We start from the raw sequence: 11,949 nt of genomic DNA, 5'->3' as shown, positions 1-11,949 counted from the left end.
CGAGAACCCCCTGAAACCGCGCGGTCTCGCCAGCGCGCCCTTCGATGGCGATGGCGTCGCAACCGCGCCAAAGGATCTCCTGCGCGATGGGGTGCTGCAGACCTATCTGCTCGATCACTACTCGGCCTGCCGGCTCGGCATGACCACAACCGCCAATGCCGGCGGTGTGCGCAACATGCGCGTCGGTATGAGTGAGCGCGATCGGCAGGCGATGCTGCGCGAGCTGGGCACTGGGCTGTTCGTGACCGATCTGATGGGCCAGGGCGTGAACAACGTCACCGGCGATTATTCGCGCGGCGCCACCGGCTTTTGGGTCGAGAATGGTGAGATCCAGTATCCGGTCGAGGAGATCACCATCGCTGGAAATCTGAAGGATATGTTCAAGGGAGTGGTCGCGATCGGCAACGATTGCGACTTTGTCGGCAGCACGACGACCGGGTCTTGGCTGCTCGAGGAGATGACCATCGCCGGCGAGTAATGGCCAACTCATGGCCAACGAGAAGAGACGGACCCATGATCGAACCAAGTCAAGCCATCGAGCAAACCATCGCCGTGATCGAGGCCGCGCCGGAATCGGCCGCGGCGCTCACGCTATATGCCCTGGTCAACACGCTGGAATACGATCGTGCAGGTCGTCTCTTTAAGCTCAGCAAGCTCGGCGATCTGTCCGCCGAGCAACGACAGATCGCCTATGCGCTGATGGAACGCTCAGTGCTCGAGGGCATCGGCGATCCGGCCTGGGTCGAGGCCAAGGCGCGGATCGACCGCGCTATCCGGGGTGTTTGAGGCGTTCACTCCATCATATCAATCTCGACGCCCTGGGCCTGTGGAGAAGGCATTGACCACCACGGCATCGAAACTCTCGAGCGTCTCGGCCACCTGATCACGCTGCAGGATATCGCCATGCAGCTCGTCGCAGTCAGCACAGACTGGCTGCTCGAAGAACAACGGCAGCGGCAGCGAGTATCTGGCTACAAACGGCTAGTGCCGGCGCGGTGTGATCTGAACTGGATGCTGTCGGATGTAGGCCTCGTCAAAGTTGAGCTCGATCGCGAAGCCGTCCTCTTCTTCGCGCAGCTTGACCTGCTTGAGCTCGGGCAGCCGTTCGGCAAGCCAGGTGGTCATCGCCGCAGCCTGGGCCTCCTCGTTGGTGAGGATCGCATTGGCCAGGTTCGCGGCCACAAACTGCGCCTTTTGCTCGAGGGCCGGAGCAAGGATGCGCTCGCCATCGATATCGATACCCTCTGACTCCATCTTCCGGTCCATCTTCTCGAGATAAGCACCCTGGTAGTCGGGCAAGGGTTTGGTCCGGTCGTACTCGATCTGTGCAAGGCCGTTCAAAAGCACGGCCATCATGCTGCTCATGGGGTGATTCCTCTGCTTCTGCGATCTGTCATCTACAACCGATGATGGGCGCTGTTAGGCTTGTGCATTAATTGTCGAGCACCCACTAGGACAACTCTCGACAGCGACCAACCAAGAGTTCATTCATGGCGAGCAAAACATCGACAAAGGGACTGGCTGTCCCGAGTAAACGCCTCAGCCGCCTCTGGCACATGGGGCGCGCGACCTCCGATTTCGCCAGCGGCATCGGGCTGCGCGGGATGATCGACCTGGCCCGCAGCCGCGAGGGGGACGGTCAACGCATCCGTCTCAGCCCCGAGGCCACGCAGCGTCTCACCAACCGTCTTGCGCGCATGCGCGGCGCGGTGATGAAGATGGGACAACTGATGTCGATGGATGGCTCCGACGTCTTCACGCCCGAGGCCGCCCAGATCATGGCGACCCTGCGCGATCGCGCCGAGCCGATGCCGCTGAGCCAGCTCAACCGCGTGCTCACCGCTGAGTGGGGCAAGGACTGGAACAAGCAATTCAAACGCTTCGAGTTCCAGCCCATCGCCGCCGCCTCGATTGGCCAGGTGCATCGCGCCGAGACCCGCGATGGCCGCCGATTAGCACTCAAGGTCCAATTCCCGGGTGTGCGCGAGAGCATCGACAGCGACATCGCCAATCTCGCCTTCCTGAGCCGAAACTTCGGCATGATGCCGGAAGGCTTCGACCCGATGCCGATGCTTGAGGAGGCGCGGCTGCAGCTGCACGAGGAGGCCGATTACCAGGCTGAGGCCGCGTCGCTGCTGGCCTATCGCGCGCTGATCGGTGATGATCCAGACTTCCTGGTGCCCGCGGTGCATGAGGACCTCTCGACCTCGCGCATCCTGGCCATGGACTTTGCCGAGGGCGTCTCGATTGACCAGCTGACCGCCAGCCAGTTCAGCCGCAGCGAGCGCAACCGGGTTGCGACCTTGATGTCGCGATTGATGATCCGCGAGCTGTTCGAGTTTGCACTGGTGCAGACCGATCCGAACTTCGGCAACTTCCTCTACGATGCCCAGTCACGCCGGATCGTGCTGCTCGACTTTGGCGCCACGCGTGCGGTCTCGCCAACGCTGATCGATGGCTATCGAGCGCTGGCCCGCGCGACGCTTGCCAATGACCAAGCGGGGATGCAGCAGGGTGCGATTGCACTGGGCTATATCGGCGACGATGTCCCTGCCGAACAGGCCGCTCGCCTAGTCGATCTGATCAGCCTCTCCGGTGAGGTCATCACCAGCACCGGCCCCTACGACTTCGGCCATTCGACGCTGTTCGAGCGGGTGTTTGCACGCGGCCGAGACATGTTCAACGACCAGATGTTCAGCCATATGCCGGAGCCAGCGACCATGTTCCTGCAGCGCAAATTCGCTGGCATCTTCATGCTCTGCCGCCGCCTGCGCGCTGAGGTCGATCTGCGAACGATGCTTGAGCCCTATCTGCTCGACACCAGCAGGTCCAGCATCGGCACTGAGCCATCTGTGGCAAAGGACGCAGATCGTTTCCATCCCGCTGGCGCCCCCGCTGGCGCCTAGAGACCCACGTCAGCCATCTAAGCGATCTTGCTGGCCCGTCAGCCCAACGAGCGTTGGGACCGCGCCGGCACGGCCGCCATTGCGGTGTCTCCATTACAGTATTAGGATAGTCTTAAATACTGCCCGATATTCCTTTCTCAATCGGAGCAGTACCATGACTGAGACATCCAAGCGGGACTATCACCCGCTCTATTTCCTCTCCGCCCTGGGTGCCGGTGGGCTCACCGTGACCTTCTTCCTGTACTTCATGTTCCTGGTGCCACACCCGGACACCCCGGTGGTGACGGCCAATGATCTGCTGAGCCTCTGGGCGACTGGAGCCGACTGGGTGCGTCCCCTCATCGTCCTCGGCGTCGCCGCCATGCTGGCGATGGCTGTGATGCACATCCGGTTGCTCATCTGGAACCTGCTGCAGTATCGGCGCTGGCGCAGGACAACCGATCTGGCGCAGATCGAGGCCCGCAATAAGGACGTTGCCTTCATGGCCATCCCGCTGACGCTGACCATGACCATCAATGTCCTGTTCGCGGTGGGAGCCGCCACCATTCCAGGTCTGTGGAGCATTGCCGAGTACCTATTCCCTGGGGTCCTGGTGGTGCTGATCGTTCTCGGCGCTGCGGCCCTGCGCATGTACGGTAACTATCTGTCACGACTGGTGATGACCGGATCATTCGACTTCATCGGCAACGCCAATCTGAGTCAGATGATGCCGATCTTCGCCTTCGCCATGATTGCTGTCGCCTTTGCCGCACCCGGTGCGATGAGCCAGAATCAGCTCATCAATGCGATCGGACTGTTCTTCGCGATCTTCTTCCTGAGCCTCTCGGCGCTGCTCGGGCTGGTGAAGCTGGTGGTCGGCGTCAACGCCATGCTGCGCCACGGGCTTACCGCCAGCGCCTCGCCGAGCCTGTGGATCTTGATCCCAATCTTGACCCTGTCCGGGATCACCCTGGTGCGGCTGATCATGGGTCTGCAGCATGGCTTTGACCTGACAGTGCCGAAGCCGGCGCTGTTCGTGCTGACCTCGATCATCCTCTCGCTCGAGATCCTGTTCGGTCTGCTCGGCTACGTGGTGATGCAGCGCCTGGGCTACTTCCGCGACTACATCAGCGGCGAGCAAAAGAGCCCTGGTGCCTACAGCTTGATCTGCCCAGGGGTGGCCTTCTTCGTCTTCGGCTGGTTCTGGATCATGTTCGGGCTGGTCGGCAACGACCTCATCACCCCGCTGACGCCGGCCTTCTTCGTGCTGCTGCTGCCGCTGATCCTGGTGCAGTGGAAGAGCCTGGAGACCTTACTCAAGCTCAATCGCAAGCTGCTGCGGAAGCCTGCGCGGCCACAAATCGCCCTCTAAACACGGCCTTCTTAGCCGGCGTCCAGCGGACGCCGGCCTCATCTCTCTTAACCAAAGGCCCCGAGCGCCGCCGCTAGCTCTGGATGCTGGGCGGCATGCTCAGTGAGCGGCACACCGGCGGCGATCGCCTCCCAGGCCTGGCGCAGGCTCGCGGCTCCGCCGCGCGGCCCCATCGGATGACTGAACACGCCGCGACCAGGCACGAAGCCGAAATCCGCATTGCCGACATGCTCATGCACGCCTGGCAGGGTCGCGGCCGAATCGCTGCCACCCGGCACCGGCAGAGAGGGCTTGATCGGCCCCATCGGCTCGACGCAGGCGGCGATGCATTCGAGCACCTCATCCTCCGCTGTCATCATCCGCGGCCCAAAGCCCGGCATGATCACGACGTCGTACCCGACCAATCGCTGCAATTTGGTCCAGACGCGGCTGTGCACGCCGAAATGCGGCAGCCGACTCGAGGCTGCGATCAATGGGAAATGCGCCACCAGCGGCACCTGTGCCTGCTTGCGCAGCATGCGCACCGCGCTCAACCCAACCGGCAGCGCGTTGACCATGACCGCATTGGCGCCATTGCCGACCACCACATCATGCAACGGCAGCAGCCGGTCGACCTCATCGGTGATGTTGGCGAGGTAGACCTTGGGCTCACCGGTTTGCTGCTCGGCGCGCTGGCGAGCGGTGCCGAGCAGTTCCGAGCGGCGCGCGATCGGTGACCAGTCGGGGTCGGCCAGCATCTCGTCATCCTTGGCGATATCGAGCCCGCCGAGCCAGCCCTGATAGCCAAGCTCGGCAAAGGGCTCGGGGTCTAAACCGATGTTGGGCTTGATCACGCCGAAGAAGAAGGGTCGATCCCGCACATCCCAAAGGTCCCGCAGTCCATCGAGACCAAACTGCGGCCCGTCGAAGGCGGCCAAGAAGCTGTCCGGAAACTGGACATCAAGCAACTTGATCAGCGGCACATCGGGGGCGAAAAAGGGGCCTTCACCCAGGATCGCGCTAAGCAGATTCGGGATACGGGGACCGAAGTTGGCGTGCGGATGCGCAATCCGTACCCGACAGACCTTGACCGGGCCATCGACCGGCGGGGCAAGCGGATAGCTGGTGCCAGACAGCTCGGTCTCGACCTCCAGGTCCAACACCTTGGCGGCGAAGCGCGGGCGATAGTCCTCCTCGACATCGACCCGGCGCCATTGCGCAGTCGACTGCTCACTGCACAGATGCGCGGCGGCGACACGCGGATCACCAAGGCACTCGATCCGGTAGTCCAGGATCAAATGCGCCTCGGCGTCGAGCGTTGAGGCATCGCTGTAGAAACCATCGATATCAGCAGCTCGCATGGTTGCTTAATCCTCCGCGGCCTGACCAAGAAACTGAAGGGTTACGGCACGCTCCGGCCGCGGCCCGTCCAGCTCGACGAAGAACACCGACTGCCAACCGCCGAGCAACAGCTCACCGTCAGCGATCGGGATGGTCTCTGAGGCATTGGTGAACAGGGCCATCAGATGCGCATGCGCGTTATCGCGATCATCGACCGGCGCCAGGTTGTGCAGATAATCGCCATCGCGCGGGACCATGCGTTTTAGGAAGGTCACCATATCGCGCTGGAGCTGCGTCTCGCGCTCATTGAGGCAGATCGACGCTGTGGTATGGCGCGAGAGGAGGGTGACCAGTCCGTCGCGCACCCCGCTACGCGCACAGCAGGCGCGCACCTGCTCCGTGATATCGACGAGCTGGATCGGAGAGGTCGTCTGCAGCGTGATGGTCTCGAGGCGTGTCAGCATGTGGATGAGTCTCAGCGCGCGTCAGGGTAGAAATCGCATACGCTCCGCCCAGGCGGCGTAGTCGGTCTGGTACAGCGTGGCCAGGTCGGTCATCGCACCCCCCGGAAATGAGTGTCAAACCTGAAAGCGGGCATGACTGCGAAGTCTACTGCAATCGCACTGTGAAGGTGGAGGCACCCGAGTCGTCAGCTCAAGGCATCAAAGATACGGGGTCAGCAACCGCGCGAAGCCATCGCGCAGCCGGATCGGCAGGGTGCGGGCGCGCATGTCATCGGCGCGAATCTCGATGGCGCTGGCCAGTTTCTCGTCGATCAGCGCATTGAGCTGTTGCGCGAGTGCGCTGTCGTAGCATTCGATATTCAGCTCGAAATTCAGGCGCAGGCTGCGGGGGTCCCAGTTTGCCGAGCCAACGAAGCACCAGGCATCATCCACCAACATCAGCTTGCTATGATCAAAAGGCGGCGGCGTGACGAAGATCCGCGAGCGCCCCTCCAGGATCTGCTCGGCCTGGGCCTCGGCGGCCCATTGCACGAAGCGCAGGTTGTTGCGCTGCGGGACCAGGATCTGCACCTCGACCCCGCTCATGGCGATCACGTTCAATGCCGTGATCAGGGTCTGATCCGGCAAGAAATAGGGCGTGACAATGCGCACCCGCCGCTGAGCATGACCCAAAGCACCGAGAATCAAGCGGCGCAGCACATCAAAATCCTCGTCAGGGCCATCGGGGACACAGCGCGCGATACTGTCGCCTACTGGCTCCAAGACGGGATACCAGGCATCGCAGCCCAGTCGCTCGCCGGTGGTGAAGGCCCAGTCGAGCCCGAATGCATCGACAAGTCCGCGCACCACCGGCCCCTCGACCTTGAAATGCAGGTCCTGCACTGGATGCGGCGGATTGCGCTCAAGCAGACAGCCCTCGCGCAGATTGAGTCCGCCCGTAAAGCCAAGGCGCCCATCAACCACGAGGATCTTGCGGTGGTTGCGCAGGTTGACGTACGGGTTACGGATCGGCAACGCCGATTCGAGGAAGACGCCAGTCGGGATGCCGAACTGACGTAAGACCTTAGGTGTGTGTGGACGGCTGTACCACTGGCCGACGCCGTCGATCAGCACCCTGACCTGGACACCCCGCTGATGGGCCCGCTGCAGCGCGGCGATGAAGCGCTGGCCGGCGACGTCGTTGTCGAAGATGTAGGTCGAGAGCGCCACGCTGCGCTGCGCGGCATCGATCGCGGCGAGCATCTCCGGATAGGCGGCGTCGCCATTGACCAGCGGGGTCAGTCGATTGCCCGCCTCAAGCACCGAGAGGGTTAGCTCATCACCCAGATGGCCAAGCGGGATCAGCCGCGGAAACCGACGCTCCAGCAGACGATGGGCGCGCTGCTCGGCGCGCACGCTGGCCTCGTCGCTCTGGATCGAGGTCTCTGGTCGCAACCGATGCGCCTTGCGCTTGATGCGATTGATGCCGAACACCCAGTACAGCGCCACGCCGACCAGCGGAGTCAGCAGCACCAATCCGGTCCAGCCAACCGTGGACGGCACGTCGCGATTGCTGAGCACCAGGTGGGTGGTGGTCAGCATCACCGCAGCCACCTGAAGGCCGATGAAGCTGATGATCCAGAGGTCGGATAAGAGGTGGCTCAGGTCCATGTGCCGGATGAGCGGCGTGGTGAGTGGTGAGTGATTAAATGGCGTGGATGGCGGTCGCCCTGCTCTGGGACTCGCTCCTGTTTGGACTCAGTGTAGCCTGCAGCCGGTGCGCGCAAACCTGGCCTATTCGGGTTAGCATGACGCGCCCTGGCGAGATTGGCTGTAACTGCTTAGTCTGATGACAACCTCCAAGACAAACGTCTCCTACGCTGCTGCAACAGCAGCGTCCCGAACCAGCCCGGCTGACGAGCGTCAGGGCTGGCGCCAGGGACTCGGCGCCCTGCGCGATCCCCGCGTGCTTAGCATGTTGTTCCTTGGCTTCGCCGCTGGCATCCCACTGCTACTAATCTTCTCGTCCTTATCGCTGTGGTTGCGCGAGGCCGGTGTCGAGCGCAGCGCCGTCACCTTCTTCAGCTGGGCTGCGCTTGGCTATTCGTTCAAGTTTATCTGGGCGCCGCTGGTCGATCGGCTGCCGCTGCCCTGGCTGACCCGCCGTCTAGGGCGCCGGCGCGGCTGGCTGCTGTTATCGCAGATCGCGATCATCACTGCCATCGCGCTGATGGCCTCAGTCGATCCGGCCGAGGGCTCGCACAGCCTCGTCCTGATGGCGCTCGCCGCGGTGATGCTCGGTTTCTCGGCCGCCACGCAGGATATCTGCATCGACGCCTATCGGATCGAGATCGCCCCGCCGGCGCTGCAGGGCATGCTGTCCGCGGCCTACATTGCCGGTTACCGCGTCGGTATGGTCACCAGCGGCGCCGGGGCACTGTTCCTTGCCGCGGCCTTTATGTCGTCGATGGAGCAGTATTCCTACGGCGCCTGGCGGCTGACCTATCTGATCATGGCCGCGACCATGCTGATCGGCGTCGTCACCACCTTGATGGTGCGCGAGCCCGACGTCGAGCGCGCCGATACCTATCAGTACGGTCCTTCTGATTACGCACGTCTCGTGCTGGTCTTCCTGCTGGCAGTCGCCGCCTTTGCCGCGACCTTCTTTTTCACCAGTGACGGGATCGCCGGCTTGAAGCAAGCCGCCGGCGGCGGTCCGATCGGCGCCTTCTTCCTCGAGAGCTTACATTTCGCGCTTGCGCTTGGCATCGCAGGGCTCGTCGGCTGGGCGTTGGTGCGCGTCGGCGCGGTGAATCGCGAGATGGCTCGCCAGACCTGGGTGGCGCCGGTGCTGGATTTCTTCCGCCGCTATGGGCTGCAGACAGCCCTATTGCTGCTAGCGCTGATCGGCCTGTACAGGATCTCGGATATCGTGCTCGGTGTGATCGCCAATGTCTTCTACCAAGACCTAGGCTTCACCAAGCCCGAGATCGCCCAGGCGGTGAAGACCTTTGGTGTCGTGGTCAGTATTGCCGGCGGCTTCATCGGCGGGCTGATGGCAACGCGCTTTGGCGTGATGCGCATCCTGATGCTGGGGGCTGTGCTGTCGGCGCTGACCAACCTGATCTTCGTCGCCCTCGCCTATGTCGGTCATAGCCTGCCACTGCTCTACCTAACGGTTGCCGCCGACAACCTCGCCGCCGGCCTCGCCAGCGCTGCCTTTGTCGCCTTCTTGTCCAGTCTGACCAGCGTGTCGTTCACCGCCGTGCAGTACGCGATCTTCAGCTCGCTGATGACGCTGCTGCCAAAGGTGATCGGCGGCTACTCCGGCTCGATCGTCGACGGCATCGGCTATCCGGGCTTTTTCATCTTTACGACGCTAATCGGTGTACCGGTTCTGCTGCTGGTGTGGTTGGCGGGACGCAAGCTAGCGCTGCGAATGCCAACGCAACCCGACTCCCCTTGACACGTATCAGCTGGCGCAGGCATTGCTGACGCCTTGATCAAATCCAGGACCGACAACATGCGATTCAGCTTCCTGCCTCTTCACCGATCATTGCGCCCTGCGCTCAGGAGCGCTCTTCCGTCAATCGCATGACTCCAGTGACGATGCCGAGGATCTCGAGCTCTTCGTGCTTGAGATAAATGGGGGCCATCTCCGGGTTGGCTGGCTGCAGACGGATCCCGTCCGACTCCACGTAGAAGCGTTTCAGAGTCACCCGTTCACCGTTAATCAACGCCACAATCGTCTCGCCATTCTCCGCTGTCTCGCGCTGCTCGATCAGAATGATGTCACCGTCTTGGATTTGGTCGTCGATCATCGAGTGTCCGCGTACCCGCAGCGCATAGCTCGCCTTGCGCGCGAGATGGCTCGGCACCTGAACCTTCGCGTTGTCTTCGGGTGTCTCCACCGGACAGCCGGCGGTCACGTAACCGAGCAACGGCAGTTCGACCGTCGTTGCTACCTCCAGGGCGATGGGCTCGAGGTTCGGAGACCAGATCGGGCGTGTACGTTTTGGGATGAGGTAGGTCGTTGGGGCGAGCATCGAGCAGTCCTCAGGTGGCAGGGAGGAGACTAAGGTGCTCTTATCGTCTCTCTCTGCCTCTGAGTTGTCCATCCCGCCGTTTGAGCTTACTCGAGCTGTCACGAGCAAACACAAAGAGGCCGCCCCAAACTGCCCCACCTGCTAATGACCACGATCGCCACAAGATGGCTGCTTGGGACTCGTCGACGTCACATTCTCGGCATACGGGCTCATGCCCCAATTCACAGGTTTCAGGGCAAGGCGCTTGGGCCCATTGCCCCTGGAACGCCAACAGCACGGCGAGATAGCTCTGTTTGCCGAGCGGCCCCCGGGGCGCGACGGAGGCGAACGCGAGCATCAACTCGAGACCAGCGCAGAACCCCAGCGCGATGGGGGATCTCCCTTCGCAGAAGCAGACCGCGACGGATACGGCCGATCAGCTCTAGGGCCAGGATCGCGGGGCTGAGCTGTTCTGGCTTCTCAGGACCGCATCGAGAGCGCGTTTGACATCAGCATAGATCGTTGGCTCTTCACTGAGCCGAGGCCCGACGACATGGCGCGCACCGATGTCGAGGCAGGTCCACGTGGACTCAAAGCGGTAGTCGTCGACGTAGAAAGGGCAGCAGTCGCGGGTCAGATAGAGCCGGTCGAGCCGGGAGCGGTACGGTAGCAGGCGGACGTGCGGCGGAAGGTCAAAGGCCTGAGGCTTCAGCTGCGGGATGCCGAACGGGCTGTCGCTGGGCCAGTTGGCGCGCTCGCAGTGCAGCGCATCGCATCCACCAGGCTCGGCGCGCCGGTTGGCAGAGCTGCGCGCCATCCGCGCTCGTTATCCGGCTGTCGGCTTGCTGTCGTCGCCGCGGCCGTCAGTGGGGCATTGATCTCAGTGGCACATAGTGCTCGCGCCCCGGAGTACTTGTACTTATCGGCAGTACAGCGCGTGACAAGATCAAGGGCGGCTTCGATCGACAGCCTTGCTGCTGAACTGTTGCACTCATCGTCGAAAAATTGACCCGTTACTCCTCGTCGTGGGCGTGGCGTTCCCAGAACGAGATCTTTCAGGAACCAGAACAGGTGTTTTGACAGGTTGCAGCCTAAGCCTTAGATCGGCTAGTAGCTGTCCCCATGGAAAAGCACCGCCCGGATCTTGTTTGCGCTTCATCCTCCTTCCATCGCAGTTTAGATAATCATCGTCGACCTCAGAATGGCCCTGAAGTGCAAGCAAGCCCAATTGATTTCTTCGTAATATCTCAGCCAGCAGGTTCGCGAGATTGTGAATCTGAGCTTTTGTGAACGGGTCACGCCCATCACCGTTGTTAACGAGCTCAATTCCGATAGAGTCTGAGTTGTGACCCCTTGCATGAAAGGCAACTTGCGACTCTGGAACCATACTGACGACCTGGCCATCTCGTCCTATGATATAATGGATACTAATCTTCTCCTGATTTTCTCTAAAGTGTGCGACTATTCCAGATAACGACCCACCCTTAAAGCTTCTTGACGCGACACAGTCAGGTCCGCCTGTAGCGTGTATTATCACTCGCTTTACTGGCTGATTCCGAGGCTGGCCTTGGATAGGAACCGATTCGATCGCGCTGGACTGGGAACTCAGCAGGAAAAGAAGCGCATTGAGTATTATTAGCTTTGGTTTTAAACCCGACACATTCGTAACCCACTATCCTGCTGAAAATACCCCCCTCGGTCCGGCTAATTGTCGCCTCCACCACCTGAGACTGTAAAGGAGTCAACCCATCAGGGGGCGGAGGCGAGAGACCCGTGCCGAGATATTGTGAAGAACGCAAAGAGGCGGTGTTGCGCAAGATGCTGCCGCCGCATAACCGACCGCTCGCTGAGCTGGCGGCCGAGGAAGGCATCAGCGAAGCGACGCGGCGACAGCGGCCAACAAG

The 11,949-nt window shown here is 61.8% G+C and carries 13 protein-coding genes; 5 read left to right on the top strand and 8 right to left on the bottom strand.

Going from position 1 to position 11,949, the window contains the following annotated elements; translation table 11 throughout:
- Both ACY693_RS07480 and ACY693_RS07475 read left to right on the top strand, forming a co-directional pair.
- Window positions 1–478: metallopeptidase TldD-related protein (locus tag ACY693_RS07480; protein WP_462321205.1), on the top strand; the 478-nt coding region annotated here is incomplete at its 5' end.
- A 35-nt stretch (window positions 479–513) separates the two neighbouring features.
- Window positions 514–786 (top strand): hypothetical protein, encoded by a 273-nt coding sequence (locus ACY693_RS07475; protein WP_462321204.1) that lies wholly within the window; start codon window positions 514–516, stop codon window positions 784–786.
- 18 nt (window positions 787–804) lie between these two features.
- Here the strand turns inward: ACY693_RS07475 and ACY693_RS07470 are convergent, their stop codons facing one another.
- On the bottom strand, window positions 805–948 hold the full coding sequence (locus ACY693_RS07470) for a hypothetical protein (protein ID WP_462321203.1): 144 nt from the start codon (window positions 946–948) through the stop codon (window positions 805–807).
- A gap of 33 nt (window positions 949–981) precedes the next feature.
- Window positions 982–1,365, bottom strand: coding sequence for a hypothetical protein (locus ACY693_RS07465; RefSeq protein ID WP_462321202.1), 384 nt, complete (start codon window positions 1,363–1,365; stop codon window positions 982–984).
- A 125-nt stretch (window positions 1,366–1,490) separates the two neighbouring features.
- Here ACY693_RS07465 and ACY693_RS07460 point away from each other — a divergent pair, with 125 nt between their 5' ends.
- Both ACY693_RS07460 and ACY693_RS07455 read left to right on the top strand, forming a co-directional pair.
- Window positions 1,491–2,906: an ABC1 kinase family protein gene (locus ACY693_RS07460; protein WP_462321201.1), complete on the top strand. Its 1,416-nt coding sequence runs from the start codon at window positions 1,491–1,493 to the stop codon at window positions 2,904–2,906.
- Window positions 2,907–3,060: 154 nt separating this feature from the next.
- Window positions 3,061–4,257 (top strand): TsoY family (seleno)protein, encoded by a 1,197-nt coding sequence (locus ACY693_RS07455; RefSeq protein WP_462321200.1) that lies wholly within the window; start codon window positions 3,061–3,063, stop codon window positions 4,255–4,257.
- Window positions 4,258–4,304: 47 nt separating this feature from the next.
- On the opposite strand, the gene ACY693_RS07450 is transcribed toward ACY693_RS07455, so the two are convergent.
- From ACY693_RS07450 to ACY693_RS07440, 3 genes are all read right to left on the bottom strand, one after another.
- A complete protein-coding gene (locus ACY693_RS07450; RefSeq protein WP_462321199.1) occupies window positions 4,305–5,597 on the bottom strand; it encodes a RuBisCO large subunit C-terminal-like domain-containing protein in 1,293 nt (430 codons plus the stop codon).
- A 6-nt stretch (window positions 5,598–5,603) separates the two neighbouring features.
- Window positions 5,604–6,041: a secondary thiamine-phosphate synthase enzyme YjbQ gene (locus ACY693_RS07445; protein ID WP_462321198.1), complete on the bottom strand. Its 438-nt coding sequence runs from the start codon at window positions 6,039–6,041 to the stop codon at window positions 5,604–5,606.
- A 198-nt stretch (window positions 6,042–6,239) separates the two neighbouring features.
- Window positions 6,240–7,691, bottom strand: a complete 1,452-nt coding sequence (locus tag ACY693_RS07440) for a phospholipase D-like domain-containing protein (protein ID WP_462321197.1) — start codon at window positions 7,689–7,691, stop codon at window positions 6,240–6,242.
- A gap of 178 nt (window positions 7,692–7,869) precedes the next feature.
- Between ACY693_RS07440 and ACY693_RS07435 the strand changes: the two genes are divergently transcribed.
- Window positions 7,870–9,486 (top strand): AmpG family muropeptide MFS transporter, encoded by a 1,617-nt coding sequence (locus tag ACY693_RS07435; RefSeq protein ID WP_462321196.1) that lies wholly within the window; start codon window positions 7,870–7,872, stop codon window positions 9,484–9,486.
- A 103-nt stretch (window positions 9,487–9,589) separates the two neighbouring features.
- Here ACY693_RS07435 and ACY693_RS07430 read toward each other — a convergent pair whose 3' ends face one another.
- The 3 genes from ACY693_RS07430 to ACY693_RS07420 all read right to left on the bottom strand — a co-directional run bounded on the left by ACY693_RS07430 (window position 9,590) and on the right by ACY693_RS07420 (window position 11,705).
- A complete protein-coding gene (locus ACY693_RS07430) occupies window positions 9,590–10,066 on the bottom strand; it encodes a LexA family protein (protein WP_462321195.1) in 477 nt (158 codons plus the stop codon).
- 421 nt (window positions 10,067–10,487) lie between these two features.
- The gene (locus ACY693_RS07425) at window positions 10,488–10,862 is read right to left on the bottom strand and encodes a hypothetical protein (protein ID WP_462321194.1); all 375 of its coding nucleotides are present in this window, start codon (window positions 10,860–10,862) and stop codon (window positions 10,488–10,490) included.
- A 174-nt stretch (window positions 10,863–11,036) separates the two neighbouring features.
- The gene (locus tag ACY693_RS07420) at window positions 11,037–11,705 is read right to left on the bottom strand and encodes an N-acetylmuramoyl-L-alanine amidase (protein WP_462321193.1); all 669 of its coding nucleotides are present in this window, start codon (window positions 11,703–11,705) and stop codon (window positions 11,037–11,039) included.
- Between the last annotated feature and the right edge of the window lie 244 nt (window positions 11,706–11,949).

Source organism: Halochromatium sp., from assembly GCF_054919635.1.
The sequence above is the reverse complement of the archived record's forward strand: the minus strand, read 5'-3'. Positions and strand labels throughout refer to the sequence as shown.